The 20,108-nt window shown below is 69.8% G+C and carries 22 protein-coding genes; 14 read left to right on the forward strand and 8 right to left on the reverse strand.

Annotated features, from left to right (window positions below):
* Nucleotides 1-173: 173 nt before the first annotated feature.
* The 5 genes from RS83_RS02215 to rocD all read left to right on the forward strand — a co-directional run bounded on the left by RS83_RS02215 (nucleotide 174) and on the right by rocD (nucleotide 4,123).
* Nucleotides 174-608, forward strand: coding sequence for a hypothetical protein (locus RS83_RS02215; RefSeq protein ID WP_045277878.1), 435 nt, complete (start codon nucleotides 174-176; stop codon nucleotides 606-608).
* The gene (locus tag RS83_RS02220) at nucleotides 608-823 is read left to right on the forward strand and encodes a helix-turn-helix transcriptional regulator (RefSeq protein WP_045277879.1); all 216 of its coding nucleotides are present in this window, start codon (nucleotides 608-610) and stop codon (nucleotides 821-823) included. The genes RS83_RS02215 and RS83_RS02220 overlap by 1 nt, the downstream gene beginning before the upstream one ends.
* 1 nt (nucleotide 824) lies before the next feature.
* The gene (locus RS83_RS02225) at nucleotides 825-1,826 is read left to right on the forward strand and encodes an NAD(P)-dependent alcohol dehydrogenase (RefSeq protein ID WP_052678756.1); all 1,002 of its coding nucleotides are present in this window, start codon (nucleotides 825-827) and stop codon (nucleotides 1,824-1,826) included.
* Nucleotides 1,827-2,126: 300 nt separating this feature from the next.
* Nucleotides 2,127-2,939 carry a dimethylargininase gene (ddaH, locus tag RS83_RS02230; protein WP_197072049.1) on the forward strand — a complete coding sequence of 271 codons (813 nt, stop codon included), beginning with the start codon at nucleotides 2,127-2,129 and terminating at the stop codon, nucleotides 2,937-2,939.
* Entirely contained in the window at nucleotides 2,936-4,123 is a 1,188-nt protein-coding gene (gene rocD / locus RS83_RS02235) for an ornithine--oxo-acid transaminase (protein ID WP_197072048.1), read from the forward strand. Before ddaH ends, rocD begins: the two co-directional genes overlap by 4 nt.
* A 116-nt stretch (nucleotides 4,124-4,239) precedes the next feature.
* On the opposite strand, the gene RS83_RS02240 is transcribed toward rocD, so the two are convergent.
* The 3 genes from RS83_RS02240 to RS83_RS02250 all read right to left on the reverse strand — a co-directional run bounded on the left by RS83_RS02240 (nucleotide 4,240) and on the right by RS83_RS02250 (nucleotide 6,383).
* Nucleotides 4,240-4,521, reverse strand: coding sequence for a hypothetical protein (locus tag RS83_RS02240; protein WP_045277881.1), 282 nt, complete (start codon nucleotides 4,519-4,521; stop codon nucleotides 4,240-4,242).
* An 87-nt stretch (nucleotides 4,522-4,608) separates the two neighbouring features.
* Nucleotides 4,609-5,937 carry an MFS transporter gene (locus tag RS83_RS02245; protein ID WP_082071477.1) on the reverse strand — a complete coding sequence of 443 codons (1,329 nt, stop codon included), beginning with the start codon at nucleotides 5,935-5,937 and terminating at the stop codon, nucleotides 4,609-4,611.
* A gap of 5 nt (nucleotides 5,938-5,942) precedes the next feature.
* Nucleotides 5,943-6,383 carry a MarR family winged helix-turn-helix transcriptional regulator gene (locus RS83_RS02250; RefSeq protein WP_045277883.1) on the reverse strand — a complete coding sequence of 147 codons (441 nt, stop codon included), beginning with the start codon at nucleotides 6,381-6,383 and terminating at the stop codon, nucleotides 5,943-5,945.
* A gap of 55 nt (nucleotides 6,384-6,438) precedes the next feature.
* On the opposite strand from RS83_RS02250, the gene RS83_RS02255 reads away from it, so the two are divergent.
* The 5 genes from RS83_RS02255 to RS83_RS02275 all read left to right on the forward strand — a co-directional run bounded on the left by RS83_RS02255 (nucleotide 6,439) and on the right by RS83_RS02275 (nucleotide 11,099).
* Nucleotides 6,439-7,188 (forward strand): copper homeostasis protein CutC, encoded by a 750-nt coding sequence (locus tag RS83_RS02255; RefSeq protein WP_045277884.1) that lies wholly within the window; start codon nucleotides 6,439-6,441, stop codon nucleotides 7,186-7,188.
* 20 nt (nucleotides 7,189-7,208) lie between these two features.
* Nucleotides 7,209-8,078 (forward strand): alpha/beta fold hydrolase, encoded by an 870-nt coding sequence (locus tag RS83_RS02260; protein ID WP_045277885.1) that lies wholly within the window; start codon nucleotides 7,209-7,211, stop codon nucleotides 8,076-8,078.
* Between the two features lie 168 nt (nucleotides 8,079-8,246).
* On the forward strand, nucleotides 8,247-8,984 hold the full coding sequence (locus RS83_RS02265; protein ID WP_045277886.1) for a DUF1684 domain-containing protein: 738 nt from the start codon (nucleotides 8,247-8,249) through the stop codon (nucleotides 8,982-8,984).
* A 46-nt stretch (nucleotides 8,985-9,030) separates the two neighbouring features.
* Entirely contained in the window at nucleotides 9,031-10,080 is a 1,050-nt protein-coding gene (locus RS83_RS02270; protein WP_045277887.1) for a lipoate--protein ligase family protein, read from the forward strand.
* A 98-nt stretch (nucleotides 10,081-10,178) separates the two neighbouring features.
* Nucleotides 10,179-11,099 carry a DNA-methyltransferase gene (locus RS83_RS02275; protein ID WP_045277888.1) on the forward strand — a complete coding sequence of 307 codons (921 nt, stop codon included), beginning with the start codon at nucleotides 10,179-10,181 and terminating at the stop codon, nucleotides 11,097-11,099.
* Between the two features lie 36 nt (nucleotides 11,100-11,135).
* Here the strand turns inward: RS83_RS02275 and RS83_RS02280 are convergent, their stop codons facing one another.
* Complete coding sequence (locus RS83_RS02280; protein ID WP_045277889.1) at nucleotides 11,136-11,705, reverse strand: TetR/AcrR family transcriptional regulator; 570 nt, start codon at nucleotides 11,703-11,705, stop codon at nucleotides 11,136-11,138.
* 148 nt (nucleotides 11,706-11,853) lie between these two features.
* Here RS83_RS02280 and RS83_RS02285 point away from each other — a divergent pair, with 148 nt between their 5' ends.
* From RS83_RS02285 to RS83_RS02300, 4 genes are all read left to right on the forward strand, one after another.
* Nucleotides 11,854-13,161 carry an MFS transporter gene (locus tag RS83_RS02285; RefSeq protein WP_045277890.1) on the forward strand — a complete coding sequence of 436 codons (1,308 nt, stop codon included), beginning with the start codon at nucleotides 11,854-11,856 and terminating at the stop codon, nucleotides 13,159-13,161.
* 29 nt (nucleotides 13,162-13,190) lie between these two features.
* Complete coding sequence (locus RS83_RS02290; RefSeq protein ID WP_045277891.1) at nucleotides 13,191-14,723, forward strand: carboxylesterase/lipase family protein; 1,533 nt, start codon at nucleotides 13,191-13,193, stop codon at nucleotides 14,721-14,723.
* Nucleotides 14,724-14,934: 211 nt separating this feature from the next.
* Nucleotides 14,935-15,924, forward strand: a complete 990-nt coding sequence (locus RS83_RS02295) for a hypothetical protein (protein WP_045277892.1) — start codon at nucleotides 14,935-14,937, stop codon at nucleotides 15,922-15,924.
* Nucleotides 15,925-16,074: 150 nt separating this feature from the next.
* Nucleotides 16,075-16,941: a hypothetical protein gene (locus RS83_RS02300; protein ID WP_156153084.1), complete on the forward strand. Its 867-nt coding sequence runs from the start codon at nucleotides 16,075-16,077 to the stop codon at nucleotides 16,939-16,941.
* 150 nt (nucleotides 16,942-17,091) lie between these two features.
* Here the strand turns inward: RS83_RS02300 and RS83_RS02305 are convergent, their stop codons facing one another.
* The 4 genes from RS83_RS02305 to RS83_RS02320 form a co-directional block, all read right to left on the reverse strand.
* The gene (locus RS83_RS02305) at nucleotides 17,092-17,568 is read right to left on the reverse strand and encodes a DUF3237 domain-containing protein (RefSeq protein WP_045277894.1); all 477 of its coding nucleotides are present in this window, start codon (nucleotides 17,566-17,568) and stop codon (nucleotides 17,092-17,094) included.
* Nucleotides 17,565-18,041 (reverse strand): MarR family winged helix-turn-helix transcriptional regulator, encoded by a 477-nt coding sequence (locus RS83_RS02310; protein WP_045277895.1) that lies wholly within the window; start codon nucleotides 18,039-18,041, stop codon nucleotides 17,565-17,567. The genes RS83_RS02305 and RS83_RS02310 overlap by 4 nt, the downstream gene beginning before the upstream one ends.
* The gene (locus RS83_RS02315) at nucleotides 18,038-19,318 is read right to left on the reverse strand and encodes a flavin-dependent oxidoreductase (RefSeq protein WP_045277896.1); all 1,281 of its coding nucleotides are present in this window, start codon (nucleotides 19,316-19,318) and stop codon (nucleotides 18,038-18,040) included. The genes RS83_RS02310 and RS83_RS02315 overlap by 4 nt, the downstream gene beginning before the upstream one ends.
* 79 nt (nucleotides 19,319-19,397) lie before the next feature.
* Nucleotides 19,398-20,075: a TetR/AcrR family transcriptional regulator gene (locus RS83_RS02320; RefSeq protein WP_045277897.1), complete on the reverse strand. Its 678-nt coding sequence runs from the start codon at nucleotides 20,073-20,075 to the stop codon at nucleotides 19,398-19,400.
* Nucleotides 20,076-20,108 lie beyond the last annotated feature (33 nt).

Genomic DNA, 20,108 nt, shown 5'->3' on the forward strand with positions numbered 1-20,108 from the left:
AGGTCACGTGGTGGAGTGGTGAGGGGTCAAGACGCGCCGCGCCTCGCGGGCCGCGTGGGGCGTGTTTTGACCCCTCGGGTGGCGGAGCGACAAGTGTGTCAAAGATTCTTGACATGTGCCGATGTCGGGCGTACGCTCAACGTGTCAAGAATTCTTTACACGAGGAGGCCATCATGACGTACGAGGAGCGCAACGCCTGGACGGGGCTCATCGTCGGGATCATCGCGCTGCCGATCTACATCCTGGTGGTGCTGCAGCGGGCGGGGGGAGGTCCGCTGACCGCTGTCGACTGGTTCCCGCTGATGCTCTGGATGATCGGCCTGAGCATCCTGGCCATCATCGTGCTCAGCATCCTCTGGGGCCTGATCGCTCATGCGAAGGACCCCGATGGCACCGGCCGCTCCGACATCCGTGACCGCGACATCAGCCGCATGGGCGGACGAGTCGAGCAGGCCTTCGTCGTGATCGCCGGACTCGGGGTGATCGTGTTGTGCGCGATCGGTGCAGATGTCTTCTGGATCGCGCACACGATGTTCCTCGGCTTCGCGGTGTCGGCGATCATCGGCGGCATCGCGAGAGTCATCGCCTACCGGCGGGGCCTCGTCTGATGGTGAAGCCCACACTCGTCTCGAACAGCATCCGTGCCCATCGTGAAGCCGCAGGTCTCACGCAGGCCGAGCTCGCCCGCACGATCGGCGTGACCCGGCAGACCCTCATCGCGATCGAGCAGGAGAAGTACTCTCCGACGCTCGAGCTCGCCTTCCAGATCGCCCGCGCGTTCGGGGTCGGGCTCGACGACCTCTTCGCCTACCCGGAGCAGTGACATGACCCAGACGATGAACGCCTGGCGGCGCGAAGCCTATGGCCCGGCCGCCGGGACGACGCTCGAAGCGGTGCCGATCCCCGTTCCCCGGCGCGGCGAGGTGCTGCTGCGCATCAGGGCGACCGCGCTGAACGCCGGCGATGTGCGCCTGATGCTCGGCGATCCGCTGCTCGTGCGACCGGTCTTCGGACTCACGCGGCCGAAGCAGCCGGTGCGGGGGATGGATGTCGCCGGCACCGTGGTCGCGGTCGGTCCCGATGTGGTCGGCGCCGCCATCGGAGACGAGGTCGTCGGCGAGCTCGCCGGCGGCGGCGGATTGGCCGGCTACGCCACGGTCGCGGCGTCACGGCTGGTGCCGCGTCCAGCCGACATCGCCCCGCAGCGCGCAGCGTGCCTGCCGATCGCCGGCGGCACCGCGTGGCAGGCGCTCGACCTGGCCGGCGTCGGGCTGACGGGTGCGACCGCGCCGCGCGTGCTCATCATCGGAGCCTCTGGCGGCGTCGGCACCTTCGCGGTGCAGCTCGCGGCGATCCGGGGTGCCGAGGTGTGGGCCACCTGCGGTGCGCGCAACGCCCCGCTGGTCGAGCAGCTCGGCGCCGTGCGCACGCTCGACCACCGCACACAGCCCCTGGCCGGACTGCCGGCGGCGCGCTTCGACGCGGTGATCGACATCGCCGGGGGGATGCCGCTGCGCGAGCTCCAGCGCCTGGTCGCGCCCGGCGGCACGGTCGTGCTCGCGACGGGTGACGGCGGCCACGTGCTCGGCCCGGTGCCACGGATGCTGAGGGCCGCCGTCCTGTCGATCGGCTCGCGCCCCGGCATCCGTCCGCTCGCCGCCTCGACCAGACCCGAGGTGCTGCGCGAACTCCTGGAGCTCACCGCCGATGGCCGCATCGTGCCGGTGATCGAGCGCGCGTATCCCTTCGCCGAGGCATCCGCTGCCCTGGCCCATGTCGAGGCCGGGCACACCGTGGGCAAGGTCGTGGTCGCCGCCGCACCCTGATGGGGATTCCGGTCGCACATGCTGCCGCCCCAGGGTGTCGAAGGCGGCATCGACTGCGACCGGAGCAATCGGATGCTGCACCCTGGCGAGGCACAGGCGCCGGGTGACAGAATGGGAACCGGCGTGCCCGAGTCGCATCTTCCTCGCCACAGGCTCTCCGTGAGCAGCGAGTGGAAGGACCGCCGGGCCCCTGGACAGCGTCCGCCGCGTCCCGTTCCGAGGAGCACCTTGTCTTTCGAAAACACGCTGTCGACGCCTGAGACCGCCTCCGTCCGCACCGCGCAGCACCGCCGGTACCTCATGTGCCGTCCCGAGCACTTCACGGTCAGCTACACGATCAACCCGTGGATGGAGCCGGCCAACCCGACCGACACCGCCAAGGCCGTCGCGCAGTGGCAGACGCTCCACGACCTGTACATCGAGCTCGGCCACGAGGTCGAGCTGATCGAGCCGCTCCCCGGCTTCCCGGACATGGTCTACACCGCGAACGGCGGCTTCCTGATCGACGGCCGCGCGTACGTGCCGAAGTTCCGCTTCCAGGAGCGCGCCGGCGAGGCCCCCGCGTTCGAGGACTGGTTCCGCGCAGCCGGCTACGACACCGTCGTGCCCGAAGAGGTCAACGAGGGCGAAGGCGACTTCCTGCTGGTCGGCGACGTGATCCTCGCCGGCACCGGCTTCCGCTCCACCGGCGACAGCCACCGCGAGGTCGGCGAGGTGTTCGGCCGCGAGGTCATCTCGCTCAACCTGGTCGACCCGCGCTTCTACCACCTCGACACCGCGCTCACGGTGCTCGATCCGGTGCAGGGCACCGAGCACGGCGGCCCTGAGCACGCCAACATCGCGTACCTCCCCGGTGCGTTCGACGACGCCAGCCGCGCGATCCTCGAGGAGCGCTTCCCCGATGCGATCCTCGTGTCGGATGAGGACGGCTCGGTGTTCGGCCTGAACTCGGCGAGCGACGGATACAACGTGATCATCTCGCCGCGGGCGAAGGGCTTCGAGCAGCAGCTGCGCGAGCGCGGCTACAACCCGATCATGATCGACCTCTCCGAGCTGCTGCTCGGCGGCGGCGGCATCAAGTGCTGCACGCTCGAACTGCGCGGTGCGAAGTGACCGACGTCGTCGCAGAGCCGCACGTCGCCCACAACTACCATCCGCTGCCAGTCACGATCGCGCGCGGCGACGGCGCGTGGGTGACCGACGTCGAGGGCAAGCGCTACCTCGACCTGCTCGCGGCGTACTCCGCCGTGAACTTCGGGCACCGGCATCCGGCCCTCGTCGCAGCACTCACCGAGCAGCTCGGCCGGGTCACGCTGATCAGCCGCGCGTTCCAGAGCGATCGTCTCGAGCCGTTCGCGGCCGCGCTCGCGAAGCTCGCCGGCAAGGAGCTCGTGCTGCCGATGAACACCGGTGCCGAGGCGGTCGAGACGGGCATCAAGGTCGCTCGCGCCTGGGGCTACCGGGTCAAGGGCATCGCCGAGGGCAAGGCGCGGATCATCGTCGCTGCCGGCAACTTCCACGGTCGCACGACCACGATCGTCAGCTTCAGCGACGACGAGTCGGCGCGCGACGACTTCGGTCCCTACACGCCCGGGTTCGACATCGTCCCGTTCGGTGATGCGGATGCCGTGGCTGCCGCCATCACGGAGGACACCGCGGCCGTGCTCGTCGAGCCCATCCAGGGCGAGGCCGGCGTCGTGATCCCGCCGGAGGGGTACCTGCGCCGCATCCGCGAGATCTGCGACGAGAAGAACGTGCTGTTCATCGCCGACGAGATCCAGGCCGGGCTCGGCCGCGTCGGCGAGACGTTCGCGTGCGATCGCGAGGGTGTCGTGCCCGACCTGTACCTGCTCGGCAAGGCGCTCGGTGGCGGCATCCTGCCGGTGTCGGCCGTCGTGGGCGATGCCGATGTGCTCGGTGTCATCCAGCCCGGTGAGCACGGTTCGACGTTCGGCGGCAACCCGCTCGCTGCGGCGGTCGGCCTTCGTGTGGTCGAGATGCTCGAGTCGGGGGAGTTCCAGGAGCGCGCCCGCGCACTCGGCGCCCACCTCGAGCAGGCGCTGCAGCCGCTGATCGGTCACGGTGTCACCGAGGTGCGCATCGCCGGACTCTGGGCCGGGGTCGACATCGATCCGGCGAAGGGCACCGGGCGCGAGATCGCCGAGCGGCTGCTCGGCCGCGGCGTGCTCGTGAAGGACACGCACGGGCAGACGATCCGCATCGCGCCGCCGCTCGTGATCCGCGCGACGGAGCTCGACTGGGCGGTGGAGCAGCTCAAGCTCGTGCTGGGCGCCTAGCCCAGAGCTGCCGAGCGGCCCCCTTGCAGCCGAACCGGCCCCTTGCGATCGATCGCAAGGGGCCGGTTCGCGCAGAAGGGGGCCGCTCGGCAGGGGGTGGGGGCGAGCGGGGGAGCTCAGTCTGCCGGGTTGTCTGCCTGCAGCTGATCCTCGGTGTGCTCGTCGCCGCCGAGGGGAGCGGGAGCGTCGCCACGGCTGGCGTCGCCCTGGATCGCGCCGTCGGTCGAGTGGCCGTGCGAGCTGTCGCCCTGGATCGCGCCGTGCGGCGAGTCGCCGTGCGAGCTGTCGCCCTGGATGGCGCCGCCCTGGCTGCCGCCCTGGGGGTCGTGGTCGGTGCCGTCGGGGTGCTCGGCGCCTTCGGCGGGGTCCTGGGGGTGCGGTGTGCTGTTCTCGTCCATGCGGCGAGCGTAAACGTGCCCCGATCGGGCGCGGAGGGCCTTGACAGGCGCGCGGTCGAGGGGGCGACGATCAGTGCGCCCCGCGGATCAATCCTTCGGCTTGGCCGAGCGGATCGGCGTCGTGACCGCCGCCTCGTCGCTGAACTCGATCGGGTCGACCTCGTCGATGATGCTGAGCGGACGCGTCTCGTCGAGCGTGAGCAGGAACCGCCGGTCCTCCCGACGCTTCAGCCGTCCGGAGGTGAGCACCCACACGGTGCCGATCGCGCAGGCGATCAGACCGGCCGTCCCGCCGAGCATGATCGCTGCTCGTGGTCCGAGGGTGTCGGCCACCCACCCGGCGATCGGGGCGCCGACCGGGGTCGAGCCCATGATGACCGCCATGTACAGCGCGAGCACACGGCCGCGCAACGCCGGGTCGGTCGTCATCTGCACATAGCCGTTCGCTGTGGTCAGCAGGGTCACGATCATGAACCCGGTGAACATCAGCGTCACGGCGTAGGAGGCGTAGCTGGGCATCGCGGATGACACGAACGCGGCGATGCCGAACCCGCCGGCCGCGAGGATCACCACGCGCACTCTGGCCCGGTCGCGGCGGGCGGCGAGCAGCGCCCCGGCGAGGGAGCCGATCGCGAGGATCGAGCTGAGCACCCCGTAACCGTCGGCGCCGGAGCCGAACTCGATCGCCATGGTCGAGGCGAAGATCGGGAAGTTCATGCCGAACGCGCCGATCAGGAAGACGGTCACGAACACGACCCGCAGGTCGCTGCGACCCCAGACGTACCGGAACCCGGCGGCGAGGCCACCTCGGTTGCGGTTCTTCAGACGAGGGGCGAGCAGCTCGCGGTGCAGCATCAGCAGCGCCAGGATCATTGCGAGGAACGTCGCCGCGTTCACGATGAACACCCACCCTGAGCCGATCGCCACGATCAGCAGACCGCCGACCGCAGGGCCGATCATCCTGGCCAGGTTGAAGGATGCCGAGTTCAGGGCGACCGCGTTCGAGGTGTCGCCCGTCGACACCATGTCAGAGACGAAGGCCTGGCGTGCCGGGGCGTCGAAGGCGTTCACGATGCCGAAACCGAGCGCGAAGCAGAACATCATCGGCAACGTCATGACGCCGTTCAGCAGCAGCACGCCGACCGCGATCGCGAGTGCCAGCAACGTGGACTGCGTGACCATCAGGATGCGGCGGCGATCGAAGCGGTCGGCGACGAGGCCGGTCAGGCTCACCAGCACCAGCGGTGGGCCGAACTGCAGGGCCATCGTGACGCCCATCGCTGCGGCGTCGTTGTCGGTGAGCTCGGTGAGCACGACCCAGTCCTGCGCGGTCGCCTGCATCCAGCCGCCGACGTTCGACACCAGGGCGCCGGCGAACCAGATGCGGTAGTTGATGTTCGAGAAGGAACGGAACATGGCGCTCATCGGTCGGTCACCCTCCGCATCAGGGCGCTCGCAGCGCGGAGCGTCTCGAGCTCCTCCTCGGTGTAGTCGAGTTCGCCGAGCATGTCGGCGAGCACGGCGTCGCGGCGGTGGATCGTCTCGACCACGATCGCCTCGCCGGTCTCGGTGATGTCGACCTGCACGCGGCGACGATCGTCCTCATCCGGGGTGCGGGTCAGGTAGCCGAGCTCCTCGAGTCCGTTCACGGTGCTCGTCATGGAGGGGGCGGTCACGCGCTCGTGCTCGGCGAGGGCCGAGATCGTGCGGCGTCCGTGCATGCGCAGCGTCGCGAGCACCGAGAGCTGGGCGTCGCTGATCGCATCGGTCGCGCGTACCCGACGCAGTCGCCGAGCCAGGCGGAAGGTGGCCATGCGCAGATCGGTGGCGGTGAGGCTGAGGGATTCTTCGGACGCAGACATTACTTAGATAGCCTATCTAATCTTCTGCTCGGAGGGAAGGCGGCACAATGGACGGGTGACCAGAACCCCCGCCCTCGAACTCGCCGTGCAGGATGCCGCAGGCGTCCGCATCGCCGCACAGGTCGGCGCCGCGCGCGTCGAACTCGCCTCCGCCCTGGCCCTCGGCGGACTCACGCCGTCGCCGGCCACGCTCGAACTCGCCATCGCAGCCGCCGGCGAGCACGGCCCCGAGGTGCACGTGCTGATCCGTCCCCGCGCCGGCGGATTCCACTACGACGACGATGAGATCGCGGTCTCCGAACTCGACATCCGCAGGGCGGTGGATGCCGGGGCCGCCGGTGTCGTAATCGGTGCGCTCGACGAGCACGGTCGCCTCGACCGCGACGTCATGGCGCGGCTGCGCGACGCCGCGGGCGCAGCATCCGTCACCCTGCATCGGGCGATCGACGTCACCGGCGACCCGCTCGGGACGCTCGCCGTCGCCCGCGAGCTCGGACTCCGCCGCGTGCTGACCTCCGGCGGAGCATCCGCCGCGATCGACGGCATCGACACCCTGCGCGCGCTGGTCGCCGCGGCAGCGGGCGAGATCGAGATCATGGCCGGCAGCGGTGTCACTGCGGCGAGTGCTCCGGCGCTCGCCGCGATCGGCGTCGATGCGATCCACTTCTCCGCCAAGCGCTCCGTGCAGGAACAGGGCGGCGTGCGCATGGGCTCGGCCGCAGACGGCGTCGGCGGGTACGAGGTCACGGATCTCGAGACGGCACTGGCAGTGCTCGCCGCGCTCGACCGGTCGCCGCTGGGCTGATCCGTCGGTAGGCTCGCACCGTGACGGATACCCGCGAGTTCACGGATGCCCACGGCATCGCCATCGTCTACGACGTCCACCCCGCGCAGGGAACCCCGCGCGGCGTCGTGCAGCTGCTGCACGGCGTGGGCGAACACGCAGGACGCTACGGCGCCCTGATCGGTGCCCTCACCGGCGCCGGCTTCCACGTCTACGCCGACGACCATCGAGGTCACGGTCGCACCGGCATCCGTCAGCACGGCGGGCCCGCCAAGCTCGGCCGTCTCGGCCCCGGCGGCATCCGCGCCGCCAAGGACGCGATCTGGCAGCTCACCGGCATCATCCGCGACGAGCACGCCGACCTGCCGCTGATCCTCCTCGGCCATTCGTGGGGTTCGTTCCTCGCGCAGATGCTGGTCAACGACCACCCGGACGCCTGGGACGCCGTGATCCTCTCGGGTTCGGCGCTGCGCATGCCGGGGTTGCTCAACGCCGCGCCGCTCAACGCACGGTGGGCTGGCCCGGAGGCGACCGGACTCGAATGGCTCAGCCGTGACCCCGCCGTCTGGAAGCAGTTCGACGAAGACCCCCTGACGACCGATGTGCCACTGCTGAAGCTGTTCGGCCCGGTCGAGGCGGCCAAGCTGTACGGCCGCCCGGCGAAAGAGCTCCGCGCGGCGCGCGGCGGGGTCGACCTGCCGATGCTGCTGCTCGTCGGACGCGACGATTCCGTCGGCGGACCCCGCAGCGTCCACAAGCTCGCCGAGGAGTACCGCACCCGGTCGGGGGTCGAGGACATCACGACCCTCGTCTATCCGGACGCACGGCACGAGATCTTCGCGGAGCTGCAGCAGGACGAGGTGCGCGCAGACGTGCTCGCCTGGCTCGACGCTCGCTTCCCCGCACGCTGAGGCCCCGTCGCCGGGGATGTGACGCGGTGTGACGCCGCATAAAGGCGTGTGACACGCGCCGCTCGCCCGCCGTGGGCGCCGACGTAGATTCGGCTCATCATTCCGTGGACGGTCGGGTGAGGCGTCCCGTGCGAACGGCGACCTCCCCGCAGAGAGGGAGCGGGCCGGATGGGCTTCGAGGACGACTGGCGCGCGTGGCATGCGGCGCGCGAGCGCTACGCGGGGGCCGAATACGGGCCGGCGGCGCTCGAGTCGACGAACTGGCTGATCACGATCCCCTCCGCGGTCGACGGCATCCCGGGGCTCTGGGCGCTGACCGGCGACGGCGGCATCCGTGGCAGCGAGCTCGGACAGGAGGGCGCGACCGTCGCGCTGCACGGCGCTGACACGTTGCGACTCGGTCGGCGAGAGCTGCGGGTCTTCCCACGAGACGAACTGCTGGCGCTGCGCGTGTTCAACCCGGCGCGGCCGCAGCGGGAGCGGTTCAGCGGCATCGACACGTACCGGCCGGATGAGAGCTGGCGCGTGCCGGCAGACTTCGAGTCGACGCCGCACGAGACCGTCACCTTCACCTCGGTCGACGGCCGCCAGCACCAGGCGCCGATCGCCGGACGGCTGCGCTTCACGCTGCGCGGCAAGGAGCAGCAGCTCACCGTCACACGCAACTCCGCAGGCGCACTGAACGCGGTGTTCGGCGACGGCACGAACGGCCACGAGACCTACCGCTTCCGGTTCCTGCCGGCGGACGAACCGGCTGCAGACGGTTCCGCAGTGATCGACTTCAACCGCGCCTACCTGCCGCCGTGCGCATTCTCCGACCAGTTCATCTGCCCGCTCCCGCCGGATGCGAACCGCTTCTCGGCCCCCATCCGTGCCGGCGAGCGTGCGGTGGTGCTCGGACGCTGACCCGGCACACCGGGCCAGGCGGCGGTGCGCGCCTTAAGCTGGAACCGTGCATGGAGAATACAAGGTCCCAGGTGGCAAGCTCGTCGTCGTCGACCTCGAGGTCGAGGACGGCAGGATCGCGCAGTTCCGCCTGGCGGGTGACTTCTTCCTCGAGCCCGACACCGCGCTCGACGCGATCAACGCCGCAGTGAACGGCCTCCCCGTCGAGACCGACGCATCGGCGATCGCCGCGGTCGTCCGCGGCGCGCTCCCCGACGGCGCACAGCTGCTCGGTTTCACACCGGAGGCCGTCGGCACGACGGTGCGTCGCGCGCTCGTGACCGCACCCGGATGGCGCGACTTCGACTGGGAGATCGTGCACGACAAGGCCGTGTCGCCGAGCATGAATCTGGCACTCGACGAGGTGCTGACGTCGCGGGTCGGCGAAGGGCGTCGCCGCCCCACGCTCCGCATCTGGGAATGGGACGGCTCGGCGGTCGTCATCGGCTCCTTCCAGTCGTACCGCAACGAGGTCGACCCCGAGGGGGCGGCCCGCCACGGCTTCGAGGTCGTCCGCCGCATCTCCGGCGGCGGCGCGATGCTCATCCCCGCAGGGCAGATCATCACGTACTCGCTGTACGTACCGGCATCCCTCGTGCAGGGCATGACCTTCGCCGACTCCTACGCCTTCCTCGACGACTGGGTGCTGCAGGCGCTTCGCTCGCTCGGCATCGACGCGGTCTACCAGCCGCTCAACGACATCGCGAGCCCGTCAGGCAAGATCGGCGGCGCCGCCCAGAAGCGCCTCGCGAATGGGGGAGTGCTGCACCACGCCTCGCTCTCGTACGACCTCGACGGACAGGTCATGACCGAGGTGCTGCGCATCGGACGCGAGAAGCTCAGCGACAAGGGCACGACCTCGGCCGCCAAGCGCGTCGATCCGCTGCGCAGCCAGACCGGGCTCACCCGCGCTGAGATCATCGACCGCTTCATCGCGACCTTCCGTTCGCTGACCGACGCCGAGATCGGTGAGATCAGCGCCGACGAATACGCGGATGCGGAAGCCCTCGTCGAGTCGAAGTTCGCGACCGACGCGTGGCTGCATCGGGTGCCGTGACGGACCCTTCGACAGGCTCAGGGACCCAGGAGGGGTCGGCGGCAGGGAGCCAGGAGGCGTCGGCAGCAGGGGCCCAGGAGGGGTCGGCGCAGGGGACCGTGTCGATCATCGAGGGAGACAACCTCGCCGTCGCGGCGACGCTCCCGTCGGCATCCTTCACGCTCGTGTACCTCGATCCGCCGTTCAACACCGGCCGGACGCAGGAGCGGCAGGTGGTGACCGCCACGCGGGCGTTCACAATTCAGCAAGAATCCGTCGAGCCGGGGGCTGAAACGGGCGCACACGACGCGCCGCCGGCGGAATTGCTGAATACTGCACAGCCGTCCGCCGCGACCGAGGTGCGCCACGGCTTCCATGGCCACCAGTACGAGCGGGTGCGGGGGATGCTGCGCGCCTACGACGACCGGTTCGACGACTACGGCGCGTTCCTGATGCCGCGGCTCGAGGAGGCGTGGCGTCTGCTTGCCGACGACGGCACCCTGTACCTGCACCTCGACTACCGCGAGGCGCACTACGCGAAGGTCATGCTCGATGCGGTGTTCGGCCGCGACTCGTTCCTGAACGAGCTCATCTGGGCGTACGACTACGGCGCGAAGTCGCGCAGCCGGTGGCCGACGAAGCACGACACGATCCTCGTGTACGTGAAGAATCCGCGGGCATACTTCTTCGACTCCGACGAGGTCGACCGCGAGCCCTACATGGCCCCGGGACTCGTCACCCCCGAGAAGGCGGCGCGAGGCAAGCTGCCGACGGATGTCTGGTGGCACACGATCGTGCCGACGACCGGCCGCGAGAAGACCGGGTACCCGACGCAGAAGCCGGAGGGCATCCTGCGTCGGATCGTGCGCGCGTCGAGCCGTCCGGGCGATCGGGTGCTCGACCTGTTCGCCGGCAGTGGCACGACCGGTGCGGTGGCCTCGGCGCTCGGCCGCGATGCCGTGCTCGTCGACGACAACCCGGAGGCCATCCGCGTCATGCAGGAGCGGATGTCGCACGCCGAGGTGACGCGAGTCGACTGAGCCTGGGGCCCGGCGCTGCGGCTGGTGCCGAAGGTGTCAGGCCGGGCGCAGCAGCACGAGGAACTGTTTGAGCTCGGCGGCCATGTCGATCGTCGGGTCGAGCATCCAGGCCGACTGCAGTCCGTCGGCGAGTGCGTGGATGGTCCGGACGATCCAGGCCGGGTCGAGATCGTCGCGCACGAGCCCTGCCGCCTGGTCGGCGGCCACCTGCGCGCGGGTGAACTCCTCCACGCGGGCGGTGCGTTCGCGGAAGTAGGCGTGCGCCGGATGCTCCGGGTCGCCGGCCTCTGCGGCGAGCTGCGCGTACAGCTGCACGAGTCCGGGCACGGAGGCGTTGTGGCGCGTGATGGCGAGGAACGCCTGGACGACGTCTTCGCCGGCGTACTCCTGCTCGTCTCGGGCGTCGCGGGCGCGGAGGATCGCGACGAACAGCTCCTCCTTGGTGCCGAAGTAATGCAGGAGTCCGGCGGGGCTGAGGCCGGCGGCATCCGCGATCTCACGCACCGAGGCCTTGCGATAGCCGTGCTCGGCGACGGCGGCGAGGGCCGCCTGGAGGATCTCCTCGCGCTTGACGACACCCTTCGCGTATGCCCCTCGAGTCGCCATTCCCTCAGCGTATCCGCCCATCTCGGATCCCAAAAACCAAACAATGTTCGCGATTCCCTTGCGTCGGCATCCGGGGATCTGTCACGATGTGCGATGAATACCAAACGCGGTTTGGTATTGGCCCTGATCCGCTCAACGAGGAGCCGACATGTCTGTGTCCCCGCTCGACCCGACCACCGATCTCGCACCCACCGGCACGATCCGATCCGCGCCACCGGCCGCTGGCGAACCGGCCGCAAGCCCGCCTGCGAACCGCCGACTGCTGCCCAGCCTGCTGATCGCCTCGCTCACCCTGTTCGCCACCTACGGGGGACTCATCGCGATCCTGTTGCCGAGCCAGGTGCTGCTGATCGACGAGGCGGACAAAGTGGGCAACCTCGCCCTCGTCACCACGATCTCGTTCGTGTTCACCCTCTTCGCGCAGCCCATCGTCGGCGCACTGAGCGACCGCACGCGCTCGCGTCTCGGGCGCCGGGTGCCGTGGATGGTGATCGGCGCGATCGTCGGCGGCATCTTCCTGTTCGGCCTCGGGTCACTGAGTGACATCCTCTGGATCACGGTGTTCTGGGTCATCATCCAGGTCGCGCTGAACTTCTTCCAAGCGCCGCTCACCGCGATCACCGCCGACCGCTTCCCGCGGGCGAAGCGCGGTGGCGCGAGCGCGATGATCGGACTCGGCACGCAGCTCGGCATGACGGTCGGCATCATGCTCGCCGGGGCCTTCGCGGCTGAGATCGGCATCGGCTACGCCGTGTTCGGTGGGGCCGTGATCGTCGCGGCGGTGCTGTTCGCACTCGTGAATCGGGACTGGTCATCGAAGGATGCCGCGGTCGACGCGTTCCGCTGGGGTGCCTTCTTCGCGGGCTTCTGGATCGCCCCTCGCCGTCATCCCGACTTCGCATGGGCGTTCGCTGCCCGATTCCTGCTGATCCTCGGCTACTTCGTCGTCACGTCGTACCAGCTGTACATGCTCACCGACTACATCGGACTCTCACTCGCCGACGCGCAGGGTGCCGTCGTCACCCTCACGCTCGTGGCCTTCATCCCCACGCTGATCGCGATCGCGCTCTCCGGGTGGTGGAGCGACAGGGTCGGCCGTCGCAAGGTGTTCATCTACGCGGCATCCGTCGTCATGGTGGTGGGGCTGGCGATGCCGCTGCTGCAGCCGAACATGACCGGGATGATCCTGATGAGCATCATCAACGGCATCGGCTTCGGCCTGTACATGTCGGTGGATGCTGCGCTGATGACCGAGGTGCTGCCGAACGAGGGCGTCTCGGCGGGCAAGGACCTCGGCATCCTCAACGTCGCGACGAACGTGCCCCAGGCGCTGAGCCCCGCGATCGGTGGTGTCATCATCACGAGCCTCGGCGGCTACGCGACGCTCTTCGTCTTCGCGATCGTGTTCGTGATCCTCGCCGCCGTGGCGACCGCGCCGATCAAGGGAGTGCGCTGATGCGCAGGAATCACCGGGAGAATGTTGTGATGACCGATACCGACACCGATCTCGTCGAGGTGGACACCGCTGCAGGGCGAGTCAGGGGACGCTGGCGTCCGACCGCTGGGGGCCGAGGGAATCCGCGCTCCGCCGCGTTCCTCGGCATCCCGTTCGCCGAGGCGCCGATCGGGCCGCTGCGGTTCCAGGCGCCGGTGCCCAAGCGGCCGTGGGACGGCGTGCTCGACGCGCTCGAGTTCGCCGCCACCGCGCAGCGGGGCGACCCTGGCGTGACGCTGATCCCGGAGCCGAGCGTCGAGGGCGAGTCGACGCTGAACGTGAACGTGTTCACGCCTGCCCTTCGACAGGCTCAGGGACCCAGCGGTGCGGCTCAGGGACCCAGGGGTGCGGAGGGCGCCGGCCTGCCGGTGCTCGTCTGGATCCACGGCGGCGGATACTTCGCCGGCTCGCCGGCCAGCCCCTGGTATGACGGCCGCAACTTCAACCGCGACGGCGTCGTGACCGTGTCGATCTCGTACCGGCTCGGCTTCGACGGCTTCGGTTGGATCGAGGATGCCCCGTCGAACCGCGGCGTTCGCGATTGGCTGCTCGCGCTCGAATGGGTGCAGCAGAACATCGCGGCGTTCGGCGGCGACCCCGCTCGCGTGACGATCGCCGGGCAGTCCGCCGGCGGCGGTGCGGTGCTGACGCTGCTCGGGATGGAGCAGGCGCAGCACCTGTTCCACAACGTCTACGCGATCTCGGGTGCGCTCGCCGATGTCACTCCGGCGCGGGCTGAGGCGTTCGGGCGGGGGCTGGCTGCGACGGCCGGTGTCGAGCCGACCGTCGCCGGCTTCTCCTCGGTCGGCGAGGAACGGCTGCTCGAGCTGCAGAAGCAGGCGACGAAGCTCGGGCCGGCATCCATCGGCAGTGTCGTCGCCGAGGGGCTGCCGCTCGGACCCACGATCGACGATGATCTGCTGCTCCGGTCGACGCGGGCGTCGCTCGCGGCCGGCGTCGGGGCCGACAAGCCGCTCGTCCTCGGTGCCACCGACGACGAGTTCACGATGGCGTTCTCCGGCGCGGAGAAGTCGCTGCGCTGGGTGCCGAGGGGGCCGCTGCTGAAGAAGCTCGGGCTGCCGAAGAGCGCCAGGCGGGAGTATCTCGCGGCCAACGCCGATATCGCCGCGCTGAGCACCGCCCGCATCGCCGGCCGGCTGCTGACCGACCTGATGTTCCGCTCCGCGATGCTGCGCGTCGTCGCAGACCGCGGCGATGCGCCGACCTGGGTGTACCGATTCTCGTGGCCCTCCGGGCGCTTCGGGTTCGCGGAGCACTGCCTCGACGTGCCGTTCTTCTTCGACTGCCTCGACGGTCCGGCGATGGAACCGCTCGCCGGACCGAACCCGCCGCAGGAGCTGGCGGACGAGGTGCACGGCGCGGCCGTCGCCTTCATCAGCACGGGCGACCCCGGCTGGCCGCGGCATCACGGCGATGCCGGGATCGTGCGGGTCTACGACACTCCGACGCGGGACGTCGCCGACGCGTACGCATCCGTTCGTCCCTTGTTGGTCTCGCAGTAGCCCCTGCGGCCTGGGGGTGCGTCGAGTTGGCACCTGAGGTCGGAATCGAAGCCTGATTCCGACCTCAGGTGCCAACACGACACCGACAGGCGTCCCGGACGCGGCATCTGCGTCTGTGCTCGTTCTCCACGATGCATTGGCAGCGGCGAGTTCTGCACGGATGCCGGTGCACGGGCCGCGCCCGCCGGTTCCCGCCTTGCACACTCGAACCATGTCGCGACATCCCCGCCGTCTCCCCGCCGATCTCGGCGCCGTGTTCACTCCGGAGCAGGCGCGTGCGGCAGGGCTGACGGCGAGGCGGCTGCGTGCCAAAGACCTGGAGCGTCCGTACCGCGGCGTGCTCGTCGTGACCCCGAATGAGCATCAGCTCGACGATCGGCGCGGCGACCGCGAGCCGTTGGCGAGAGACCGGGCACAGCGCCAGGACGTGTGTCGGCGGGTGCGCCTGTATCGACCGTTGATGGTCGATCACGCCTTCTTCGCTGGCCGGACTGCCGCTGGCATCTGGGGCCTGCCCGTCGATTGTTCGGGCGATCTGGAGGTGGGCGTGCCGGCACCGCACCGGGCTCCACGACGGCAGGGGATCGTCGGGCGGCAGATGTCGCCGGGCCTCGTCACCGTGAGGGAAGTCGAAGGTCTTCCCGTCTCGAGCCCGGCCTCGACCTGGGCGATGATGGCAGCGACGCTCTCTGTGCGAGAACTGGTCATCCTCGGCGATGCAGTTGTGCGGGTGCCTCGAGACAACCAGGCGCGACGGCGCCCCGAACGCGCGCTCGCGACGGTGGGACAGCTGCTGGCTGCGACCGCTGCAGGACCCCGTCGCTGCGTGGGGCGGCTGCGTGACGCTGTGGGACGGATCCGCACTGAGAGTGCGTCGCCGCTGGAGACCGAGTACCGGCTGGATGCCGAGGACGCTGGAGTTCCCGACGCGGAACTCGACGTGGAGATCCGCGATGCCCGGGGCCGTCTGCTCGGCGTCACGGAGTTCGAGTACCCCGAGTACGGCGTGCTCGTCGAGATCGAGGGCGACCACCATCGCACGTCGCGTCAGCAATGGCACCGCGATATCGAGAAGTATGCGGCCTACGTCGCGCTGGGCTTCGAGGTCGTTCGGCTCACGTCGGCGCACATCCGAGGTGAACGCCCGACGGCGACGGCGATCGTCCGCGATGCGCTCATCCGGCGCGGCTGGCGCCCATGACAGCTGGCTGGAGGTGGCTGATACCCGCTGGAGGTGGCACTCGGCGCCGGAATTCGGGCGGCCATGCGGCAAGAGGTGTCAGATCGGCCGGGCAGCGGCGGCGGGGCGGGAGGACTCCGAAGCCGCGCAGCGGTGCGCGAGAATGGCGAGATGGCACCTGACTCGCACTGGCCCGGCGACGGCGACACCGTGATCCGGTGGATCCGCGCCGGACTGCAGCCCACCGATGCCGAGCTGGTCCGCGGCCTGGACGCCGTGCGGATCTCCGCTGAGGCATCGGGGACGACCCTCGAACTGCTCTCGATCGATGCGAGCGGTGTCGAGCTGGGCCTCCTCCCGGTGAACGACGCTGCGAGCGAAAGTTCCCCCGCCCCCGGTGTGCCCGAGATCGTGCACCGGCGTCCTGGCGTGATTCGGACAGTGCGCCTGATCGCCGACCCCGTCCGAATCGAGGGCATCGCGGTCTCGATCGACGCTCAGCTCCGTGACATTCCCGTGGAGTGGCTCGTCTATGCGGAGCCCAGCATCATCGATCAGCCGGAGACGATCCACGGCATCGACCTCGCAGATGACGGTGCCGGCATGCGCGGAGCGTTCACAGTTTCAGTTCGTTCCGAGGATCTCTCTCCGCTGATCGAGTCGCTGGTTCGTCCGCTGCTCACCGGCAGCGGCATCCATCTGAGCCGGCTGAAGACGAAGGTCACGCAGGACGGCGCAGACGGTATCCGCCTCGACGCCGGGGCAGGGATCCGCTGGCGGCTGCTGGGCGCATCGGCCAAGGGAACCGCGCACGTCCAGGTCTCGCCCGATGGGATCGTCACTCTGCGTGACCTGAAGGTCGGGAGCCGGAACCCCCTCGTGATGCTCGCGCTCCGAGCGGTCCGCCAGTCGGTGCAGGAGCAGATCGGCAAGAGCTTCGACCTGAACGAGGACCTCACGTCGGCCGGCGGGCCCCGTCTCACCGACCTGCGCGTCACGGCGGGAGACGACCTCACCGTCTCGGCACGACTCTCCTGAGGCAACCGACCACCACCAGGTGTCGAGTCGATCAGGCGGCGCCGTGCGGAGGTGGCACCCGGCGCCGGAATTCGGGCGGCGATGCGGCAAGAGGTGTCAACACGGCGGGTCGGCGGATGCGGATGCGGATGCAGGGACGGATGCGGCGGGTCAGCCGACCCGGTAGGCGCGGTAGTGCACGGTGCTCGCCTGTCGCTGGGCCACGGCCAGGAACAGGCTCCGCTGCAGGGGAGCCAGCGGCGCTGCGGCGGTCTCGATCGAGACGGTGGTGCGGAAATAGTACGAGCTCGGATCGACGTCGATCCCGCGGCCCAGTTGCTCCAACACCTCGGGAGAGCCGGTGCGCAGCCCCCGAGCGTGCAGGAGCAGATGCTCACCGGATGCCGTCCGGGCCGAGTAGCGGCTGTCGATCTCGATCGTGCCGTCGGGACGGACGATCTGCCAGTCCGCGCCGCCGGGAAGGATCTCGGCGTCGATCGAGCCGGTGATCGTTCCGCCGAGGATCGGTACGACGCGGCGCGAGCCGGCGCTTGTGGCCAGATGGTCCTCCAGCTGGCCGAGGTCGACGGAGACGTCGAAGGCGGCCTCGAGCGTCGGCAGGGGCAGGAGGTCGTGGACGTGGCTCATGCGATGGTCTCCTCGGGTGCGATGGCGGTGGGATCAGGGGTGGTGAGCGCGGCGCACAGCCGTTCCAGCACCGGCAGTGCGGCGGCGAGTGCTGCGCGGTCGTCGTCGTCGAGGTCGGCGCTCGCCGTCGCGACCAGGGCGGAGTTCGCCGCATCGAAGCGGTCGAACAGATCGAGCGCACGGGCCGAGGCGCGCACGACGACACGGCGGCCGTCAGTCGGGTCCGGCGTGCGTTCGACCAGCGCGTCGGCCTCCATGGAACTCAGCAGGTTGCTCACGGTCGGTCGGCTCAGACGAAGCTGCGCCGCGATCTGGGCCGGGCCGCGAGCGGTGCCGCGGGGGAGCGTCCGCAGCACGTCGATCTGTGCTTCTGAGAGCTCGGGGAGTCTGGCGTCGGCTCGCGCCGCGGCGAGCAGCGCGCGGCGCAGCGGCGAGATGACGGCGGCGAGCCGAGCCGCGTCGAACCCGCTCATCGCACCGCCCCGTTCGGCCGGATCGCCGCCGGCGTGAGCGACGGTCGATCGTTGAGGATCTCCGGCAGGAAGCCGGCCGCGGTCTTGTAGTCGGCGGCGATCCGCTCCCGCTCGGCGCGGGGGATCACCTCGTCGATGTCGGCGAAGCCCTGCGGTGCCCGTTCGCGGGCGAGCTGCATGACGCGCTCCGGCCCCGTCGCTCTGGTCGCGGCGAGGAGTGCCGTCATCGCGGGGCGGCGGGCGTCCTCATAGCGGGCGAGCGCGGTGTCGATGCCGGCGGGTGAGTCCTCCGCCGTGGCGAGGTGGAACGCGAGCGTGCGGGCGTCGAGGATGGCCTGCGAGCCGCCGTTCGACCCGTTCGGGTACATCGCATGTGCTGCGTCGCCGAGCAGTGTCGTCCGGCCGAAGGTCCACTGCCCGAGCGCATCCCGATCGACCATCGGGTACTCGAGGATCTCGTCCGCGGCGGCGATCGCTGCTGGGACGTCGAGCCAGTCGAACCGCCAGTCGCGGAAGAGCTCGGCGATCGGCGCCGGGTCGACTGCGCGGTTCCAGTCCGCGTCTCCGGTGCCGCCGACCCGACGCTCGGCGATGAAGTTCACCAGCATCCGCCCATCGGCATCCGCTGCGGAGAGGGGGTAGGCGACGAACTTCTGTTCGGCGTCGCCGGCCATGATCATGGTGCGGCCGTCGAGGAAGGCGGGGATGCGGGTGACGCCTCGCCACAGGGTCAGCCCGCTCCACGGTGGGGCGCCCTCGGCGGGATGGCGCAGGGCGCGGAGTGCCGAGTGGATGCCGTCTGCGCCGACGATCACGTCTGCGGTGACCTCGAGCTCGCCGTCGTCGGTCGCGAAGCGCGCTGACTCCGTGCCGTCGGCGTTCGATCGGACGCCGATGAGGCGGTGGCCGAGCCGGATCGGCTCGGTGAGGCGTGCTTCTGCGAGGTCGCGCAGCGCGAGCTGGAGGCGACCGCGGTGCACCGACAGCTGCGGCCACCGGTAGCCGGCGGCGATGCCACGGGGTTCGCTCCAGATCGCCTGGCCGTGGCGGTTGAAGTAGCTGAGCGTGGTCGGCGCGACGCCCAGTTCGGTGATGGACTCGGCGATGCCGAGCTCGCTGAGCTCTCGAAGCGCATGGGGCAGCAGATTGATGCCGACCCCGAGCCCGCGGATGCTCGTGCTGCGCTCGTACACCGTGATGTCGCGCAGCCCTACCTCGTGCAGGCTGACCGCTGCGGCGAGGCCGCCGATGCCCGCGCCGATGATGATGATCTTCATCGATCTCTCCTGATCCCTGCTCGTGCCGAACAGTGATCTATAGTTTTGTCACAAAACTATTTGGAGTGCAAGGAAAATCTCAGTGCGGGTCTGCCGTGCGTCTGGCTGAGTCGATCACGAGCTCGACGCCGCTCAGGAAGAGATCGCGATCCTGCAGCTCGGAGAGCAGCACCGAGTGTTGTGCGATCAGGGGGAACTTCCGCGGGTCCGCGAGCAGCGGCGCATCGACCCACGGGTCGCCCTCCTCGTCGTTCGGTCGCTCCGCTCTCGCCCTGGCGATGCCGGCGGCGAGTGAGAGCACGTGCGAGGCGAGCAGGGCGTAGTGCCGCACGAGCTCTTCGCCGTCGAGGCCGCAGCGCTGGAATGCGTCGAGCATCAACTCGATCGCGGCGAGCTCGCCCTGGCCGTGCGTCGTGAGCGTCATCGCCTCCGCGCCGATCGCCGGATGCCGCTTGAACAGGTCGAGCGTCGCGACGGCGAGCTCGCGCAGACGGTCGTCCCACCGCTCCGCGGGGCTGCTGACCGACTCCGCGGCGCGGCCGTTGAGCTCGTCGAGCAGGGCGCCCATCAGTGCATCCTTGCTCTGGAAATGGCGGTAGATCGCGGTGGGGTCGGCCCCGAGCCTGGCGCCCAGATCGCGCACCGAGATCGACGTCACGCCCGGCGCTGCGGCGAGCTGCAGCCCGGCCTCGACGATGAGTGCTCGATCGAGCCGAGTTCGTCCGGCCGGTCGGTCCTTCTTCGTGACCGCGCTCATCGCGCCTCCTTCTTCCTGGTCCATCATCGCAGT

It is taken from the genome of Microbacterium oxydans, assembly GCF_000956525.1.
In the GTDB taxonomy this organism is placed as follows: Bacteria; Actinomycetota; Actinomycetes; order Actinomycetales; family Microbacteriaceae; genus Microbacterium; species Microbacterium oxydans_A.

Excerpts from the sequence above, each read along its gene's own strand:
- RS83_RS02215 (WP_045277878.1), top strand. The coding sequence starts at position 174 with ATGACGTACGAGGAGCGCAACGCCTGGACGGGGCTCATCGTCGGGATC.
- RS83_RS02220 (WP_045277879.1), top strand. The coding sequence starts at position 608 with ATGGTGAAGCCCACACTCGTCTCGAACAGCATCCGTGCCCATCGTGAA.
- RS83_RS02225 (WP_052678756.1), top strand. The coding sequence starts at position 825 with ATGACCCAGACGATGAACGCCTGGCGGCGCGAAGCCTATGGCCCGGCC.
- ddaH (WP_197072049.1), top strand. The coding sequence starts at position 2,127 with ATGTGCCGTCCCGAGCACTTCACGGTCAGCTACACGATCAACCCGTGG.
- RS83_RS02240 (WP_045277881.1), bottom strand. The coding sequence starts at position 4,521 with ATGGACGAGAACAGCACACCGCACCCCCAGGACCCCGCCGAAGGCGCC.
- RS83_RS02245 (WP_082071477.1), bottom strand. The coding sequence starts at position 5,937 with ATGTTCCGTTCCTTCTCGAACATCAACTACCGCATCTGGTTCGCCGGC.
- RS83_RS02250 (WP_045277883.1), bottom strand. The coding sequence starts at position 6,383 with ATGTCTGCGTCCGAAGAATCCCTCAGCCTCACCGCCACCGATCTGCGC.
- RS83_RS02265 (WP_045277886.1), top strand. The coding sequence starts at position 8,247 with ATGGGCTTCGAGGACGACTGGCGCGCGTGGCATGCGGCGCGCGAGCGC.
- RS83_RS02280 (WP_045277889.1), bottom strand. The coding sequence starts at position 11,705 with ATGGCGACTCGAGGGGCATACGCGAAGGGTGTCGTCAAGCGCGAGGAG.
- RS83_RS02285 (WP_045277890.1), top strand. The coding sequence starts at position 11,854 with ATGTCTGTGTCCCCGCTCGACCCGACCACCGATCTCGCACCCACCGGC.
- RS83_RS02290 (WP_045277891.1), top strand. The coding sequence starts at position 13,191 with ATGACCGATACCGACACCGATCTCGTCGAGGTGGACACCGCTGCAGGG.
- RS83_RS02295 (WP_045277892.1), top strand. The coding sequence starts at position 14,935 with ATGTCGCGACATCCCCGCCGTCTCCCCGCCGATCTCGGCGCCGTGTTC.
- RS83_RS02300 (WP_156153084.1), top strand. The coding sequence starts at position 16,075 with ATGGCACCTGACTCGCACTGGCCCGGCGACGGCGACACCGTGATCCGG.
- RS83_RS02305 (WP_045277894.1), bottom strand. The coding sequence starts at position 17,568 with ATGAGCCACGTCCACGACCTCCTGCCCCTGCCGACGCTCGAGGCCGCC.
- RS83_RS02310 (WP_045277895.1), bottom strand. The coding sequence starts at position 18,041 with ATGAGCGGGTTCGACGCGGCTCGGCTCGCCGCCGTCATCTCGCCGCTG.
- RS83_RS02315 (WP_045277896.1), bottom strand. The coding sequence starts at position 19,318 with ATGAAGATCATCATCATCGGCGCGGGCATCGGCGGCCTCGCCGCAGCG.
- RS83_RS02320 (WP_045277897.1), bottom strand. The coding sequence starts at position 20,075 with ATGAGCGCGGTCACGAAGAAGGACCGACCGGCCGGACGAACTCGGCTC.